Origin of the sequence: Roseibium litorale (genome assembly GCF_014842915.1) — a bacterium.
Taxonomy (GTDB): Bacteria; Pseudomonadota; Alphaproteobacteria; order Rhizobiales; family Stappiaceae; genus Roseibium; species Roseibium litorale.
In genome coordinates, this window is record NZ_JACYXI010000004.1 from 35,964 (window position 1) to 53,026 (window position 17,063).

Annotated in this window: 16 protein-coding genes and 1 pseudogene; 6 read left to right on the top strand and 11 right to left on the bottom strand. The window is 60.8% G+C overall.

What is annotated here, in order from left to right:
- Positions 1-52 precede the first annotated feature (52 nt).
- The 5 genes from modC to IG616_RS07935 all read right to left on the bottom strand — a co-directional run bounded on the left by modC (position 53) and on the right by IG616_RS07935 (position 4,880).
- Positions 53-1,159: a molybdenum ABC transporter ATP-binding protein gene (gene modC / locus IG616_RS07915; RefSeq protein ID WP_192147840.1), complete on the bottom strand. Its 1,107-nt coding sequence runs from the start codon at positions 1,157-1,159 to the stop codon at positions 53-55.
- Positions 1,146-1,853: a molybdate ABC transporter permease subunit gene (gene modB, locus IG616_RS07920; protein WP_192147622.1), complete on the bottom strand. Its 708-nt coding sequence runs from the start codon at positions 1,851-1,853 to the stop codon at positions 1,146-1,148. The genes modC and modB overlap by 14 nt, the downstream gene beginning before the upstream one ends.
- 54 nt (positions 1,854-1,907) lie before the next feature.
- The gene (modA, locus tag IG616_RS07925; protein ID WP_192147623.1) at positions 1,908-2,660 is read right to left on the bottom strand and encodes a molybdate ABC transporter substrate-binding protein; all 753 of its coding nucleotides are present in this window, start codon (positions 2,658-2,660) and stop codon (positions 1,908-1,910) included.
- Positions 2,661-2,699: 39 nt separating this feature from the next.
- Entirely contained in the window at positions 2,700-3,080 is a 381-nt protein-coding gene (locus tag IG616_RS07930; RefSeq protein WP_192147624.1) for a winged helix-turn-helix domain-containing protein, read from the bottom strand.
- A gap of 186 nt (positions 3,081-3,266) precedes the next feature.
- Positions 3,267-4,880: a GMC family oxidoreductase gene (locus tag IG616_RS07935; protein ID WP_192147625.1), complete on the bottom strand. Its 1,614-nt coding sequence runs from the start codon at positions 4,878-4,880 to the stop codon at positions 3,267-3,269.
- A 209-nt stretch (positions 4,881-5,089) separates the two neighbouring features.
- Between IG616_RS07935 and IG616_RS07940 the strand changes: the two genes are divergently transcribed.
- The gene (locus IG616_RS07940; protein ID WP_209007367.1) at positions 5,090-6,268 is read left to right on the top strand and encodes a hypothetical protein; all 1,179 of its coding nucleotides are present in this window, start codon (positions 5,090-5,092) and stop codon (positions 6,266-6,268) included.
- Here the strand turns inward: IG616_RS07940 and IG616_RS07945 are convergent.
- Both IG616_RS07945 and IG616_RS07950 read right to left on the bottom strand, forming a co-directional pair.
- Positions 6,255-6,716, bottom strand: coding sequence for a DUF1203 domain-containing protein (locus IG616_RS07945; RefSeq protein WP_192147626.1), 462 nt, complete (start codon positions 6,714-6,716; stop codon positions 6,255-6,257). The genes IG616_RS07940 and IG616_RS07945 overlap by 14 nt on opposite strands.
- Before the next feature lie 81 nt (positions 6,717-6,797).
- A complete protein-coding gene (locus tag IG616_RS07950) occupies positions 6,798-7,547 on the bottom strand; it encodes a tellurite resistance TerB family protein (protein WP_192147627.1) in 750 nt (249 codons plus the stop codon).
- 309 nt (positions 7,548-7,856) lie between these two features.
- Between IG616_RS07950 and IG616_RS07955 the strand changes: the two genes are divergently transcribed.
- Positions 7,857-8,672 carry a dioxygenase family protein gene (locus IG616_RS07955; RefSeq protein WP_192147628.1) on the top strand — a complete coding sequence of 272 codons (816 nt, stop codon included), beginning with the start codon at positions 7,857-7,859 and terminating at the stop codon, positions 8,670-8,672.
- Between the two features lie 7 nt (positions 8,673-8,679).
- On the opposite strand, the gene coaBC is transcribed toward IG616_RS07955, so the two are convergent.
- Positions 8,680-9,906, bottom strand: coding sequence for a bifunctional phosphopantothenoylcysteine decarboxylase/phosphopantothenate--cysteine ligase CoaBC (gene coaBC, locus IG616_RS07960; protein WP_192147629.1), 1,227 nt, complete (start codon positions 9,904-9,906; stop codon positions 8,680-8,682).
- Positions 9,907-9,943: 37 nt separating this feature from the next.
- Positions 9,944-11,173 (bottom strand): penicillin-binding protein activator, encoded by a 1,230-nt coding sequence (locus IG616_RS07965; protein WP_246476161.1) that lies wholly within the window; start codon positions 11,171-11,173, stop codon positions 9,944-9,946.
- A gap of 168 nt (positions 11,174-11,341) precedes the next feature.
- Here IG616_RS07965 and rsmI point away from each other — a divergent pair, with 168 nt between their 5' ends.
- The 3 genes from rsmI (at position 11,342) to gshB (ending at position 14,242) form a co-directional block, all read left to right on the top strand.
- Positions 11,342-12,292: a 16S rRNA (cytidine(1402)-2'-O)-methyltransferase gene (rsmI, locus tag IG616_RS07970; RefSeq protein ID WP_192147630.1), complete on the top strand. Its 951-nt coding sequence runs from the start codon at positions 11,342-11,344 to the stop codon at positions 12,290-12,292.
- Between the two features lie 491 nt (positions 12,293-12,783).
- On the top strand, positions 12,784-13,188 hold the full coding sequence (locus tag IG616_RS07975) for a YraN family protein (protein ID WP_192147631.1): 405 nt from the start codon (positions 12,784-12,786) through the stop codon (positions 13,186-13,188).
- A 109-nt stretch (positions 13,189-13,297) separates the two neighbouring features.
- Positions 13,298-14,242 (top strand): glutathione synthase, encoded by a 945-nt coding sequence (gene gshB, locus IG616_RS07980; protein WP_192147632.1) that lies wholly within the window; start codon positions 13,298-13,300, stop codon positions 14,240-14,242.
- Between the two features lie 310 nt (positions 14,243-14,552).
- On the opposite strand, the pseudogene IG616_RS07985 reads toward gshB, so the two are convergent.
- Together IG616_RS07985 and IG616_RS07990 are read right to left on the bottom strand one after the other, a co-directional pair.
- Positions 14,553-14,801 (bottom strand): annotated as a pseudogene (locus IG616_RS07985) (transposase); the annotation flags it as partial.
- 296 nt (positions 14,802-15,097) lie between these two features.
- Complete coding sequence (locus tag IG616_RS07990) at positions 15,098-15,862, bottom strand: GntR family transcriptional regulator (RefSeq protein WP_209007368.1); 765 nt, start codon at positions 15,860-15,862, stop codon at positions 15,098-15,100.
- A 93-nt stretch (positions 15,863-15,955) separates the two neighbouring features.
- Here IG616_RS07990 and dctP point away from each other — a divergent pair, with 93 nt between their 5' ends.
- Positions 15,956-16,981, top strand: a complete 1,026-nt coding sequence (dctP, locus tag IG616_RS07995) for a TRAP transporter substrate-binding protein DctP (RefSeq protein ID WP_192147634.1) — start codon at positions 15,956-15,958, stop codon at positions 16,979-16,981.
- Positions 16,982-17,063: the final 82 nt, after the last annotated feature.

Below are 17,063 nucleotides of genomic sequence, written 5' to 3' on the forward strand. Positions count from 1 at the left end.
CCGGCTATCATATCAGCGATCTGCTTCCAAGCGCATCCCGGAAGACGCAGCGTCAGCTTTCCCGGACAGCAGGCCCCACCCGGCCCTGATCGATGGTGACGCTCTTGATCAGCAAAAAGACAGTCTGACCAGGTTTGAGGCCAAGTTCGAAAGCAGACGCCCGTGTGATCCGGGAGCGGAGCATCTGTGCCCCTACTTTGCAGACCGCTTCCAAGTAGGCGCCATCAAGTGGCCGGAGCGCGTCCACTTCCGCCTTCAGGATATTGCGGACGCTGATCCCGCTTGGCTTTGCCAGGGAAATGGAGACATCCCGGGCCGGAATCCGCAACCGGATCCGGTTGCCGAGGGATGCGGGAAGACCCGGCACCTGGATGACCAAACCCTCATCGAGCGCCACATCCGAAAGGTCCCATTGCTCATCCCTGTGCGTCACGACCCCTTCGAGCAAGGTTCCCGTTTCCTCTCCGCCCAGATCCGTGCCAGGATCCAGACTCGCAAGGACGGACGAAACCGGACCAGAGGCAAGCGTCTTGCCAGCGGACAGGATCACCAGCGTCTGGGACAGCCTGGCAACCTCCTCCATCGCATGGCTGACATAAAGGATCGGCAGCCCGGTCTCGCTGCGCAGGCGGTCGAGATAGGGAAGAATATCCGCCTTGCGGGCCTGATCGAGTGAGGCGAGGGGCTCGTCCATGATCAGCAGGCGCGGGGCGGACAATAGCGCCCGCCCAATCGCCACCCGCTGACGCTCTCCGCCAGACAGCTTGCCCGGCTTGCGGTTCAGGAGATGCCCGATCCCTAGCAGCTCAACCACTTCCGTGAGAGACCGGTCTTCGGAACGTCCGCCGGCCCAGCGGGCAAAGGTCAGATTGGCCTTCACGCTCAGATGCGGAAACAGGCGGGAATCCTGGAACACATGGCCGATCCGCCGATGGCGGACAGAAACATCAATGCCTTTGACGTTGTCGAACAGCACCTCGCCATCGACGGCAATCCGCCCTTCATCGGGCCGCAAAAGGCCTGCTATCATCCGCGTGACCGTGGATTTTCCCGCACCAGACACACCGAAAAGAGACGTCACGCCCGGCGGCGCGGTGAATTGCGCCTGCACGGCAAATGAACCCGCCCGCCCCTTGATATCGACCTCAATCATCGGCAGCCCCGATCCGTCGGCGCAGATGCCTTGCGAGAAATTCAGACAAAAGCAGCGCGCACAGCGCCACAGCGGCGGCGATGAAGGTCAGACGGAAGGCGATCACGTCCCCGGAAGGGGTCTGGGTGGCGGTATAGAGCGCCAGCGCCAAGGTCCGTGTCTCGCCGGGAATGTTCGAGACGAAGGTGATCGTTGCGCCGAATTCGCCCATGGCCTTGGCAAAGGCAAGAACCGCCCCGCCGAGCACGCCGGGCAAGGCGAGCGGAAAGGTCACTACCGCAAAGGTCACCAGACCTGACGCTCCAAGCGAGGTAGACGCTTCCTCAAGCTTCGGGTCGACCGCCTCGAAAGCCAGCCGGATCGGATGAACCAGGAGGGGAAATGCCATCACCCCGGCAGCAAGCGCCGCGCCTGTCCAGTTGAAGGCGAAACTGAGGCCGAAGGTTTGCTCCAGAAACTTGCCCACAGGGCCAACTGGTCCAAACAAGATCAGCAGAACATACCCCGTCACCACAGGCGGCATGACCAGCGGCATATGGATCAACGCATTCAGAAGTCCGTGACCGGGAAACCGCCACCGGGCCAGCCCATAACCCGCGAGAACCGCAACCGGCAGCGAACCCGCCAGCGCGGATGCCGCGACTTTGAGCGACAGGGAAAGGGCTTCCCATTCCTGCGGATGAAGCTCGAAAAACGCCACGCTCAGCCTGCTGTCCTCATCCGGTCTCCGGGGTCTGCCACGCGCTTCATAAGCTCAATCGGCAGGCGTGAGACCCGCTTCCTCAAGGCGCTTGCGGGCGGTTTCACTCGAAAGAAAGTCGAGAAAATCCGCAGTCCCCTCCGACGCCCCCACCGTCAAGGCAGCAGGATAGCGGATCGGCGTATGGCTTTCGCGCGGAAAAACAGCCAGCACCTCAACTTTCGGCTCCACATGCGCATCCGAGGCATAGACAATTCCGAGCGGTGTATCTCCGCGCGCTACGGACGCCAGCGCGACACGGACGTTTTCCATCGGTGCAAGCTTGCCCGAGACGCTGTCCCAGAGCCCCGTGCCTTCCAGAGACTGCTTGCCATAGCGGCCCGCAGGAACCGTGTCCGGGTCGGCAATGGCGAGGCGTCCACCGCTCAGACGGGCTGTTAGCGCATCAGCGGTAAGTTCCAGCTTGTCCACCCCCTTCGGTCCCACCAGGACCAGCTCGTTCTCCGCAATCACCTGAACGCTACCGGGATCGACGGCCTGTTTCTCGACCGCATAATTCATCCAGGCTTCGTCAGCGGAAATGAACACATCCGCGGGCGCGCCTGCTTCCACCTGACGCGCCAGCGTTCCGGAGCCCGCAAAGGAGAAAACGGCCTCTATTCCGGTTGCCTCTTCATAATCCTTGCCGATTGCGGTCATGGCATCAGTCAGGCTTGCCGCCGCGAAGACCGTGACCTTCTCCGCAGCCAGAACAGGAGCAGACAGGCAGAATGACAGCGAAAGAGACAGCAGGAACTTCCGGAGCATGAAAGGCATCCTCGATATGTTCATTTGGACATATCGATACTAAGCGGAGCTGCCCTCATCTGCAAGCGGTGGTTTCACCATTGCGGACAAAATGGCGAAATCGGCCTCAGCGCCAGTCTCCAGCTGGGCTTCGATCGACCGGAAAGTCGCAAGAAGGCGCTCGCCAAAGGGCGTAAGACGGCTGCCGCCTCCGCCGCCGGAGCCACCTTTTTCCGTTTCCACCACGGCTTCGGCAAATTGGCTGTTCAGATCCGAAATCAGGCTCCAGGCCCGCTTGTAGCTCATCTTCAGCCGCTTGCCCGCAGCAGACAGAGATCCGGTCTCGGCAATGCCCTGAAGCAGATCCGCCTTGCCGGGACCGAAAGCCACTCCAGGCGCCAGAACGATACGCAGGCGGATCTTGGGAAACTCATCGGACATGGCGGTCTCGTAGGCTAAAAAACGGCTCAGGCGCGGGCACGCCAGTGAGATTGATGACAAAATGGCTGTCTTCTCGCTCGTCATGGTCGGGCTTGTCCCGACCATCTGCAAGCCTTTGACGTGTATAGGTCCTCGGCACAAGGCCGAGGATGACGATGGAGAGGCCGCAGCTTTCTCAACGGTCTGTCAGGCGCGGGTACGCCTGTCCTGCCTTATCATGTCCGCGCCCTTTTCGGCGATCATCATCGTCGGCGCATTGGTGTTGCCCGAGGTAATCGTCGGCATCACCGAAGCGTCCACAACCCGCAAGCCGGCAATGCCGCGCAGACGCAAGCGGCCATCAACCACGGAGGCCTCGTCCTTTCCCATCCGGCAGGTGCCGACCGGGTGGAAAATCGTGGTGCCGATGCTGCCAGCGGCCCCGGCCAGCTCCTCATCGGTTTCCAGTCTGGAGCCCGGCAGATATTCCTCCGGAACATGTCTGGCCATGGACGGCGCCGACATGATCTTGCGGGTGAGACGGATCGAATCTGCCGCAACCTTCCGGTCGCTCTCGGCGGAAAGATACCGTGGCAGGATTTCCGGCTGCGTATCCCGGTCTGGCGATGTGATGTGAATGTGCCCCCGGCTGTCCGGCCTCAAATTACAGACACTCGCCGTGATAGCAGGGAAGGTGTGAAGCGGATCGCCAAACTTGTCGAGAGACAACGGCTGGACATGATACTCCACATTCGCCGTTTCGAATGAGGGATCGGACTTGGCGAAGACGCCGAGCTGGCTCGGGGCCATGGACATGGGCCCCGTCCGGCGCAGGACATATTCCATGCCGATCAGCATCTTGCCGAACCAGTTGCCCGCCTTCTGGTTCAGCGTCACCGCATCCTTGATCTTGTAGATGGTTCTGAGCTGCAGATGATCCTGCAGGTTCTCGCCGACCTGCGGCAGGGCATGAACCGTCCCGACGCCCGCCTTCGCCAGAACCTCCGGATTGCCGATGCCGGACAGCTCCAGAAGTTGCGGGGAACCAACAGCCCCAGCTGCAAGAACCAGTTCGCCAGAGACCAAAGCCCTCGCAGGCTCCCCTTTCACCGTCAGCTCCAGCCCCGTTGCCCGGCCGTTTTCGACCAGGATCCGGCTGGCATGGGCCTCCGTCACAACCTTCAGGTTCGGGCGCTTCATGGCGGGCCGCAAAAAGGCCTTGGCCGCATTCCAGCGAATGCCTGACTTCTGGGTCACCTGGAAATAGGAGGCGCCGAAATTGTCGCCCCGGTTGAAATCATCGATCTTGGGAATGCCGGTCTCGGCGCAGGCCTCCCGAAAGGCATCCAGCACTTTCCAGGACAGGCGCTGTTCCTCTACGCGCAGACCGCCACCCTGACCGTGCATGTCATCGTTCAGCGCATAGTGATCCTCGGACTTGCGGAAGAAGGGCAGCACATCGTCCCAGCTCCACCCCTCCAGGCCCTGCTGCCGCCAGCCGTCATAGTCGCGCGCCTGGCCACGCATGTAGATCATGCCGTTGATGGAAGAGCAGCCGCCAATGACCTTGCCGCGCGGATACATGAGCGAGCGGCCGTTCAGCCCCGGGTCCTTCGCCGTATGAAAGCCCCAGTCCGTGCGTGGATTGCCCATGCAGTAGAGATAGCCGACCGGAATATGCACCCAGATGTAATTGTCGTTGCGGCCAGCTTCCAGCAGCAGCACCTTGACATCCGGATCCTCGGAGAGCCGGTTCGCCAGCACGCAACCTGCCGAGCCGGCCCCGACAATCACATAGTCCCAGGTCCCCAGATCGCGCATGTCTCCTCCCGGCGTTCTCTGTTTCATGTGCGAGGAGACATGGCGCCGGAGCAGGGGTCAAGTGTTCATAGACGCACATCCGGTCTCGACCTGACGCACATAACACCGGGCCGACGCTCCACCTAGCGGACAAAACCAACAGTTTACGGAAAAATGACAGAGGTCGCCTAGGGTGCCGTCATTGCCCCTCGCGCTCCGGAGCCCTCCGCGTGACCTCAGCTGCCCGTCTCCTGGAAACCACATTCCACTCTGTCTACGACTATGTGACCAGAGCCTATCGGCCCTTGCGGCACTGGATCGGCGCCCTGACCCTTGCAACCTTCATTGCCATGATCGCCGCAGTCAGCCACATTTTCCCCGTTTCCAACTGGGATATGTTCGCCTACACGGCTGCGGTTCTGGAGCCGGAAATTCCTGACCCCGTGCAGCTTCACGACCGGTCCTTTGCCATCGTGAAGGAGAATATATCGCCCGGTGAATTCCTGACGCTGACCCAGGATCGGGACTACCGTATCCGGCAATATGAGGATCCGGCGGCCTTCTCCACCATGCTCGGCTTCTACCGGCTGAAGCTCGGATACATCGAAACCTTGCGCGCCCTGTCCGGAGGGATGGATCCGGTCAAAGCCATGCGTCTCGTCTCCATTGCATCGGCGGTTGCCATTGGCCTGCTGCTGCTGGTTTGGCTGGCACGGGAAAAGGCGCTGATGTATGGGCCGGTTGTTGCCGCCATGCTCGTAATCGGTGACTTCAGCGGCTCGGCGGCGCTGCTGTCTCCGGACCTCTACGCCTCAGCTTTCCTGTTGCTGGCAGCCTTTCTCTATATCGAGCGGCAGGATGTTGGCGCAGCACTGTGCCTGCTGATTGCCCTCTCGATCCGGCCCGACCATCTGGCATTCATCGGCGTGTTCTTCGTCTTTGCCCTGATCTACGGTCCTGGCCGCTGGGTGATGACGGCAACATTCATTCTGGCTGCGGTTGCCTATCAATTCATCCTCAAGGATGAGAGCCATCCCGGCTGGTGGATCCATCTATGGTTCACCCACGTGGAATATGTGCCGACGCTTGAGGGCTTCCACCCGCCATTCTCGCCGCTGATCTATCTACAGATGCTTGTCCGCTCGACGGTGCGCTCCATGGTGGGGCAGAACTGGCTGGCAGCGCTGCTGGCGCTGGTGATCTTTTATGCCAAGGTCGTCGAACCGCCCCGCATGGCGGAGCGTTCCAGGATCCTGCTCTACGCGGTGTTCACGTCCATCTGCGCGAAATATCTCGTCTTCCCGCATTTCGAAACGCGCTTCTATTTCCCCTATCTCATGATCATGGGCATGATCCTGCTGATTGCCTGGCATCGCCAGCAGGAAAAGACAGCCGTCACGAGCGCGTAACGGACGCGGCAAAGCAACCTCGGCGGGCGAAGTGCAAGTGGATGTAGTCAACGTCCGGATTGGCAAACATCCGGAGGATCACTTCCTCCGCATCGGCGCCCTCGCAAACGTCCGCATCGACGATCTCATGGCTCTGATTGAACGCCCGCACGGAAAGCAAACGCGTGCGGACCATCGCGGGCAGCTCATCCGGTCCCGGCTGCGCTTCCACGGCGCCCTCAGCGACAAAGATCGCATGGTGGGAGCGGTAAGGCGTCCTGTTGGGCTGATGCTCATAGTTCAGCAGGAAGACCCGCTGTCCCGCGGGCACATCGCTAAGAGAAACCCGGCAGGGGAAGGCGCCGTCCGAGATATGGACCTGAATGTCCCGGTCTTTCCGGTCCTGTTCAGAAAGCCCTTCAAGGCCAGCGAAGGCCGAAGCGGGAAGAGGATGAATTTGAAAGGTCATTGGCCGTCTCCGTTGCTGATCCCGACCCTATAAGGATGCGGTCAGCCGGAGACGACCCGATTTGCGAGCGGGCCTAGCTGATCAGGCCTCTTCCGCCTCGCGGACGGCAATCTCGATCTCATCCACCAGGGCCGCATCCAGATTCAGCCGGGCGGCCAGCATCTGAAGATAGGCCTTCTCGGCGGCATGGTCCGGATCAATGGCGAGGCGGGACACTGCATAGATTTCCGCAGCCACTTCCGGGGTGGACGCGCTTGAGACGATCTTGTCCAGGTCCAGCGGGGACCGCAGTTCATCCATCAGGAAGGCCTTTGCCTCACTGTCGAGTCCAGCTTCGTCGATCTTGCCAAAGATCCTCCGCTGTTCCTCCGCATCGATATGCCCATCCGCCTTGGCTGCAGCGATCATCGCGCTAAGAAGCGTTACGGCCATGGTGTTTGCACCGCCCGGAACTTCTTCGGGATGGAAGCCCGTGCCCTTCGGCGGCTCCAGCGGAATAGGAGCCTGCGAAGGGCTTCCGGCAGCGGGAGCTGCACCCTGATCCTGGCCAGTTTTGTAGTTCTGATAGGCCTTGTAGGCGAGGCCGGCGACCAGAGCCATGCCGCCATAGGTCACGGCCTTCTTGCCGATCTTGCGTCCGCTTTTGGAGCCAAGCAGCAGCCCTGCGATGCTGCCAACCGCCAGACCGCCGCCCTGGGAGGTGAGGAAGTCCCGCCCTCGGGATATCAGATCGTCTGCGCCGCCCCTTTGCCCTCCGGCTCCCTGCCGGCTGGCCGTCTGGCCGCCTGCGCCACCTAGAAATTGGTCCAGCAAAGATTTGGCATCGAACATACGGGCGTCTCCTTCTCGGGGCGTCTGGTTCTCGGGCGTCTGCATTCAGCGGACATAAATCTTCCAGTTCCGCACATGGGGAAGCAGCAGACGCTGCGCAAGGTTGACGCTACCGGAACTGCAGAGCAGCCGGCAGAGAATGCGGATAATGATGACCAATGACACCGGGTTGAATGCATTTGTTCAATTAGAATGAACGACCCTTCCAGCATTTCTGCTCTTTTGCCAGCGTTGCTGCCGGACCATCTTGGAGGGCAAGACAGGAGGAAAGACACTTCCTCCACATCCGCTCGCAAAGGAGTGCATCACATGACTGCACAGCCTGGAAGCCCAAAGGCACCTCATCTGGCTCCGATGTTTCTGGCGCATGGCTCACCCATGCTTGCACTGACGCCAATCCCCGCGCATCACTTCTTGCGCGACCTCGGACAATCGCTGCCCCGCCCCAAAGGGATCGTCATCCTGTCTCCTCATTGGGAAACGCAGGATCTCAGGATTACTTCACCGGGAACGCTGAAGACGATCCACGACTTCGGCGGCTTCCCTCGCGCCTTGTTCGAAATCCAATACCCGGCGCATGCAACCCGTCAGCTCGTCGATACGGTGAAGAAGCACGCCCTTTCCGGCGGCTTCTCATTGAAAGAAGACGGCAGCTGGGGTCTGGACCATGGCGCATGGGTTCCCTTGTCTCTGCTCTTCCCGAAGCTGGATGTTCCGGTTGTCGAGCTTTCGCTGCCCTATGACAGCACGCCCGCGAGCATTCATGCGCTCGGGCGCAGTCTTGCCGCGCTGACGGAACAAGGCATCCTGATCCTTGGATCCGGCAGCACGACGCATAATTTGCGGGAAATCCAGCCGGAGGGTTCTGAGGCCGCCGGTTGGGCAAAGGCCTTTGATGCCTGGGTGGATGAGGGGCTGGAAAAGGCAGACATTGCCTTCTTTGCCGACCCGTCCGTGGCACCTAACTTCCGCCGGGCGCATCCGACCGCCGAACATTTCCTGCCGCTGTTCTTCGCCATGGGTGCCGCGGGCAAGGATGTTCCGGCAGACCTCCTGCACCGCAGCTATTCCCACGGCACTTTGAGCATGAGTTACTTCAGCTTCCCGCAAAAAGCCGCAGCCTGATATCCGCTCAAAGGCGTTTCAGATGATCCGCGATCCGCTGCACAAGGCGGACCGCGACCTCCTGTTTGTCCATGGACGGCCAGTCCTCAATGCCTGAAGCCGAGACGATGCGCACCGTGTTGGCATCGCCGCCCATGATCCCTGTTGTGGCGCTGACGTCATTGGCGACGATCCAGTCCGCCCGCTTGCGGGTGAGCTTGCCTTGCGCGTTTTCAAGCACATTCTGAGTTTCGGCGGCAAAGCCGACCAGCAGCTTCGGGCGCAGGGCTTCATCATGACCGACGGTCGCCAGAATGTCCGGGTTCTCAACAAACTCCAAAGACGGCGGTTTGCCGGACCCGTCCTTCTTGATCTTCTGTCCGCCTTCAGATGCCACCCGCCAGTCGGCAACCGCTGCCGCCATAACGGCAACGTCCGCGGGGAGGGCGGTCTTGACCGCGGCCAGCATCTCGCGGGCCGTTTCGACATGTACGACTGTCACGCCTTGCGGATCGGGAAGATTGACGGGGCCTGCCACCAGCGTGACCTCGGCCCCTGCAGCAGCGGCGGCAGCTGCGATCGCATGCCCCTGCTTGCCGGAGGACCGGTTGGCGATGTAGCGCACCGGATCGATCGGCTCGTGGGTCGGGCCTGAAGTGATCACGATGCGGCGGCCAGCCAGCGGCTTAGCAGCTTCCGCCTGAGAACCACTCCGCAAAAGAGCCCCAGCGGCGGCAACGATTTCCAGAGGCTCGGACATGCGCCCGAGACCAGCCTCCCCGCTTTCCGCCATTTCACCGCGGTTCGGCCCCACAAAATGCCGACCGTCCCGCTTAAGGGTTTCGACATTGCGAAGGGTTGCTGGATTGGCCCACATCTTCGGGTTCATGGCTGGAGCCACAAGCACAGGCCGGTCTGTCGCCAGCAGGACAGCCGTTGCCAGATCGTCCGCTATTCCATGCGCCATCTTCGCCATCAGGTTGGCCGTCGCAGGCGCGACGATGATCAGGTCCGTGTCACGCGCGAGGCGGATATGCCCGACATCCTGTTCCGCTTCCCGGTCGAACAGTTCGGTATAGACCTTGTCTGCGGTGAGCGCGCCCACGGCCAGCGGCGTGATGAACTTCTGCGATCCCGCCGTCATCACCGCCCGCACCCGGGCGCCGCGTTCCCGCAGGCGCCGGATGAGGTCCAGAGACTTGTAGCAGGCGATGCCGCCAGAAATGACGAGCACGATGCGCTTACCGGTCAGCATGAGCTTTCAAGTCCGCAATTGGGTCCAAAGAGGCCGGTCAGATGCCCGAGCGGAAGTCGCGCGGAGCAGGGGAGATGGTCTGGGCACCCGAACCAGTGAGCTGATAGACCGCAAGGCCCCGCTCGTTCTGTCCGTCTGACTTGAACCGGAACAGCCCGTCAATGCCGATGAATCCATCTGGATTGGTCAGCACATTGGCCGCAAAACGCTGCACTCCGGCAGACCGGACGAGCCCTGCGGCAAGTGTCACCCCATCATAGGCAAGGGTGGCATTGCGCGGCGGCAGGGAGCCATAGGCCGACTTGTACCGTCCGGAAAAGGCTTCAAAACCCTTGTCATCCGGTCCCGGATACCAGCTTCCGACCATGAGCGGATTGGATTTCATTTCCGGCGTGTCCCACTGACCGGTGCCCAGCATCTTGATACTTCCGAGATTGACCCCGGCGCCGCGGAGCGTCTGTGCAACCACAGGAGCAACACCGCCGCCTGCCGGAATGAAAAGCGAGTCCACCTGGCCGAGAGACGCCGCCAGCGCCGTGGTCTTGGCCACCAGGTCCGTGGAATCGGTGCCCGTCAGCTTGTAGCGCTGGATGGTGACAATCCGTCCGCCGGCACGCCCGACTTCCTGGCGGAACGCGGCTTCGACGACGGCGCCATAGCCGTCATCCGGAATAAGCGCCGCATAGGAACGGCGGTTCTGGCTGGCTGCATAGGCCACAATCCGCTTCACGTCGCTCTGGGGCAGGAAGCTCAAAAGATAGGTGCCACGGCTTGCGACCGAGACGTCAGAAGAGAACGCCACCATGGGCACGCCTGCAGCGCGGGCAGAAGACGCCGCACCCGAAACAGCCTGTGCGAACACAGGGCCGAGGATCATCTCCGCGCCTTCCGCAATGGCCTGATCCGCTGCCGCACGGCCGCCGCTCGTGGTGCCGGCCGTATCCTTCACCAGAAGCTGGACATCCGCGTTGGGGAAGTTTGCGAGCGCCAGCTCGGCGGAATTCTTGAACACGGTGGCAATCGAACTTGCGCTTCCGCCTGCGCTCATTGGCAGCAGCAAGGCAACGCGGACAGAGCCAGACCCGACCACCTGTCCGGTTGGCTGCGCCAACTCGCCCGGCTGGATCGACTGGCCCGGCACGCCGCCCAGATTGGACCCCATGCAGCCCGAAAGTGTCAGGGCTCCCGCGATGCCAAGACCGGCAGCACAGGTGCGCAGGAAAGCCTTGACCCGCGTTGCGGCTCGAGAAACGCCCGTATCGATCAAATCCGCCTCCTGGAGTTACGTTGCTAGAGACTTACGGATTCCAGCCGGTTCTGTCCAGTTTCTAGCCGCAACCCCCTGTTTTGCCGATTTGCGCTTGCACAGCACGAGCATCACCATTAGCCCCAAGTTAGATCCTTTTTTCAAAGGCGGCTTCAGAAAGACCCATCGATGACTGAGACAAACGGACAGGAACCGGACGCAGCGTTCCGTGCGGAGGAAAAACCGGCGGGAACCGTTCGGCGCTATATCCTGTCGGCCCACGCTTTTCCGGCCCCGCCGCTGGAACCAGCTCTCTACATCGTTTCCACACCCATTGGAAATCTTGGGGACATCACCATCCGCGCGCTCGAAACCCTGGCAAGCGCGAGCCTGATCGCCTGCGAGGACACAAGGGTTACAGGCACTCTGGTCCAGCGCTTCGGCCTGAAGGCACCGCTCATGCCCTATCACGAGCACAATGCCGACAAGCAGCGCCCGAAGATCCTGGAGCTCCTGGGCCGGGGAGAACCGGTTGCCCTGGTTAGCGACGCAGGAACGCCGTTGATTTCAGACCCGGGTTACCGCCTGGTCCGCGATGTGGTGGAGGCTGGGTACAAGGTGATCCCGATCCCCGGAGCTTCCGCACTTCTGGCGGGTCTTGTGGGGGCGGGGCTTCCCAGCGACACGGTTCTTTTTGCCGGCTTCCTGCCGCAGAAAGGCGGCCCGAAGACTGCCCGCCTGAAGGAGCTTGGCAGCATCCCCGCAACGCTGGTCTTTTATGAATCCCCGCGCCGGGTCGGGGCAACGCTCGCTACCATGGCCGAGGTTTTGGGGGGAGACCGGGAAGCTGCCGTTGCCCGCGAGCTGACCAAGCGGTTTGAGACCTTCGAGCGCGGAACTCTGGAAAGTCTTGCGGAAACATTCTCCGGCGATGCCCCCAAAGGCGAAATCGTCATCCTGATCGGACCGCCCGGAGAACAGGCCCCGGCGGATGCGGCCGATGCCGAAGCGCTGCTGCGTCTTGCCCTGGAGACCATGCCGGTCAGCGCCGCCGCCAAATCCGTTGCCAAGAAGACCGGCCTCGACCGCAACGAGCTCTACAAACAGGCGCTGGACATCAAGGCGGGAGCGGGTAACTAACCAAGCGTCAAAATAACGTTTGCCAAAGACAAAAAACAATCTAAGGTTTTTTTCAATAAATATTCATATTAGAGTTTTGCTTATGGCTTACCCAGTTCAAATGATGAAACCCGGCACCCATATCGCCACGGTCGGTTATCGTGGTTTTTCTTGGACCTGCTTGTTTTTCGGACCATTTCCAGCACTGTTCCGGGGCCACATCACGGGATTTATTGGAATGTTCGTTCTTTCCGTGATCACGTTCGGGCTGTCCGGCCTAGTCTTTATATTCGTTTACAATAAATGGCATTATGGCTGGCTTTTATCACGTGGCTACATTCCAGCCATGGGACAAACTGGCCAGGTACAGAATGTTGTTCATGTGTCGGTGGGGAACGTTGGCTCAAACGAGCTATATCAGGCCCCGTATCGCGGCCCAGACCCTCATAGACAAGATCTTCCGTCCCACCAACTCGCGGCCACACCTCATCCGGTTGTACCTTCAACTCCGAATGCGGGCCGCACCTATTCGCCAGAGCAACGGCTCATTGGAAACGACTAACCGGCACGAAGCATACAAACTCGGCCTTTCTGCCGAAACACGCGCCGCCTGGGCCCTGCGGCTCACCGGCTGGCGCATCCTGAAGACACGCTACAAGACCAAGGCTGGCGAAATCGACCTGATTGCCAAGCGGGGCAAGGTGGTCGCCTTTGTCGAGGTGAAAGCCCGCCGCTCCCGCGCTGCCGCCATGGAGGCGGTGACCCCGGCCAGCCAGCGCCGCATCATCAATGCCGCGAAGATCTTCATCGCCCAGCACCCGAAAGCGGCTTTCTTCACCCTGCGCTTTGATGTCGTCCTCGTCCGGCCCTGGCGCTGGCCCGAGCGGATCGCAAATGCCTTTGAAGGCAAAAGCTGACAGATCCCTCTGACGGCACCTCTGGACAAAGCGGATTGCCAGACGCATATCTGGACCAACCGAACCAAAATCCCACGCGCAAACCTGCGCCCCTGCCGGGAGACTTCTCATGGCCCTTAAGGTCGCGGTCCAGATGGACCACATCTCGTCCATCAACATTGCCGGTGACAGCGCCTTCGCGCTGATGCTGGAGGCTCAGGCCCGGGGCCACGAGCTCTACCACTATACGCCGGACCGGCTGGCCATGATCGGAGACGATGTCTTCTGCGCGCTGGAGCCGGTGGAAGTCCGCGACGAAAAGGGCAACCATTTCACGCTGGGCGAAAAGAAGCGCACCAACATGCGCGATATGGACGTGGTGCTGATGCGCCAGGACCCGCCCTTCGACCTGTCCTATATCGCGGCGACCCATCTTCTGGAGAAGATCCACCCGCACACGCTGGTGGTGAACGACCCGCGCGAAGTGCGCAACGCGCCGGAAAAGCTGTTCGTCACCGAGTTCGCGGATCTGATGCCGCCGACGCTGATCACCCGTGACAAGGACGAGATCGACCTCTTCCGCAAGCAATATGGCGACATTGTCATGAAACCGCTGTTCGGACATGGCGGCGCCGCGGTGTTCCGCATCACCCAGGACGACCTCAACTACGGCTCGCTCTATGATTTCTTTGCCGCCACCTTCCGCGAACCCTGGGTGATCCAGGAGTTCCTGCCGAATGTGAAGCATGGCGACAAGCGCATCCTGCTGGTCGACGGCGAATACGCCGGCGCGGTCAACCGGGTGCCCGCGGAAGGGGATCTCCGCTCCAACATGGTGCGTGGTGGCTCGCCCAAGGAAAGCGAGCTGACGGACAAGGAACGGGAAATCTGTGCACGCCTCGGGCCGTCGCTGAAGGAAAAGGGCCTGATCCTCGTCGGCATCGACGTGATTGACGGCCGCCTGACGGAAATCAACGTCACGGCCCCCACCGGCATCCGAGCCGTCAAACGCATCGGCGGCCCCGACATTGCCGTTCGGGTGTGGGATGTGCTTGAGGCGAAGGTGAAGGGCTGAGGGCTGCACTCTCAGCCGCACACACTTCGCTGTCCCGGCCATGAGCCAGGCGTGAGCGATAGCTGAGGTGGAACTTCTGCGGTTTGCAGAGATAGGGGGCGTCCTCTCATTTCGCTGGCATCTTTTGCCTGAAGACGCGGCCAAGCTGCAAGAGACCTGTGCACGGGTTGTTTTCCTATTGGATTTACTCAGTTTTCTGAGGCTCTCTTATGGGGCGCAGGCCTGCGGGAGGCTCTGTCGACCAAAGTATTCGGCCCGATTGGCCGGTAATGGCCACCTCCAGCCGAAACCAGGATGTTGAAAGTGCTTTTCAGGTTGCAGGCGATGGCGGTGAGGCGATGATCGTCGCATCCACCAAAGTCCCGGTCTTCACCTGGATCGCCTTGGCCTTCAACTGTCCGGCGATCTGGTCGAACAGCGTCTTGTCCAGACCATGGGCCACAAGGGTTTTTCGGAATCGCACGAACGCCGTGCGCTCCGGCGTAGGTTCTGACCGCGAGACCCCGCAGAAGCGGCGGAACGAAGCTCTATCGTCCAAGGCTTCAGTAAGCTGGACGTCCGGAAGATCGTATCAGACCGCCAGAAGCATCGCCTTGAACAAGGCCAGTGGAGGCCAGGCTGGCTCTCCCTTGGCGGCGCAGGAAATATCCGCGAGCAACCTCTCAACCGACGGTCAGTCCAGCAACTGACCAATCTCATCCAGCGATGTCCTTCGACCGGCTTTATCGCCAAATCCGAATGTATCTTGACCAATCCGCCGACGGCCCATCGCGTGCCTCCATCAAACCCGCAGAAGCATTGCGTCATCAACGTTGCCAAACGTTCACACCCTGCCCTTATCCGCGCACAGGTCTCCTAACGCTCGAAATACTCTGCATGCCGCTCGCGGATGTCCGCGATCTGGGACAAGGTGCCTGTCAGGTGCTTGCGCACGGCGTCCTGTGCGGCGGCTGTATCGCTCTTCCCGATGCCGGCGAGAATAAGCTGATGATACTGGATGATATTGGCTGGCTTGCCCGGATCCGGCAGGTTCAGGTTCCGCAACCGGTCGATGTGGCCTGAGCGTGACTTGATCAGGTCCCACAGGTTGGATACGCCTGCGGCTTCGCAGAGCGCCTGATGGAACTGCCGGTCGCAGCTGGCGAAGCGGTCGAGATCGCCTTCCTCAAGGCTCTTTTGCTGCAATGCCAGCAGCCACTGTGCCGGGCCGAGAATGCTCTTGTCCGGGCACAGAGACAGATGACGCGCCACCTCCAGCTCGACCGAAAGCCGCAGGAACTGGGTCTCCCGCGCTTGCGTAACGTCAATCCTGGACACTTCCGTCTTCGACTGCGGATAGATGACAAGGAGTCCCTCCTCCTCCAGCTTCAGCATGGCATCACGCACTGGCGTCTGACTGACACCGTAATATTCCGCAATCTCCTGGCGCTGCAGCGCCCGTCCGGGCGCCAGCTCAAGCGATACGATCCTTTCCCGCAAGGCCGCGTGAATCTGCTCGCTGGCAGATGTCCGCTTGATCTTCGGGCTGCGAGCCGCTTTCGCCATCCGGGGGTCATCCGTGCCAGGTTCGATATTCTCAAGTGCCATCAGTTTCAATCGTTTGCCCAGTAAGTCCAGCACGACTATAGGTCATCCTTGACGGTGATGCACTAATATATTAGTACATCAGATAGCGGGTTGAGGATCCCGTGCTAAAACCCTTGGGAGGAAATCATGACTTTCGCGAAGAAGGCCGTCCTGGCGGCATCGGTGTCCCTGCTGACTACAGCCGCGCAGGCGGAAACCTTCAACATCCAGACGTCGTTCAATGCCGGCGACTTCTCGACCCAATACATCACCGAAAACTGGCTGCCGAAGATCAAGGACATGACGGACGGCCGCGTCGAAATCGTCCTGATGCCCAACGGGTCTGTCGTTCCGGCCAAGGAAACGCCGGACGCCGTGTCCGCAGGCGTTCTGGATGGCGACTTCACCTCCGTGAACTACTTTGCCGGCCGTGAACCGGCCTTCGCGATTCTGGGCGACCTGATCTCCGGCTACGACACACCGGCCCAGATGCTGGGCTTCTGCAAGGATGGCGGCGGGGAAGCCGTGATGCAGAAGGCTGCCGACGCAATTTCCAACGGTGAAGTTCATGTGGTCGCCTGCGGCCCCTATTCGCGCGAAGCGCTTCCGGCCCGCGTACCGATCCGGACCTTTGAGGACTTGAAGGGCAAGAAGATCCGCTCTCCTGAAGGCCTGGCCGCCGCCGTCTTCCAGGCAGCCGGCGCGTCCCCGGTTTCGATCCCCTTCTCTGAAGTTTATGGTGCACTCGAGAAGGGCATCGTCGATGCCGCCGATGCGTCTGCCTATGTGAACAACGACGCGACCGGTCTGCATGATGTGGCGCCCTACCCGCTCTATCCGGGTATCCACTCCATGCCGTCCATGCAGTTCACCATCAACAAGGAAAAATGGGACGCCCTGCCGGAAGCCGATCAGACGGCCCTGCGCACCTGGTGGTATGACGCCATGACCGCAATGACCGATGAAGTCGCCAAGAAGGACGCAGAACTGGCAGCCCGCGACAATGCAGGCGGCAAGATCGAAGTCATCGACTGGGCGCAGGCAGACCGCGACAAGTTGCGGGAAGTCGCCCGTCAGCAGTGGGAGATCTTTGCCGAAAAATCTCCGCTCGCCAAGGAAGCGCTCGACGCGAACGTCGCCTACATGACCGAAATCGGTCTCTTCAAGAAATAAGCCTTCCGGCTTCAACAGCCACCGCCGTGCTGGCGGTGGCTGTGTTCAAATCTTTCCCATCAGCCCGGTAACCGGAGATCGC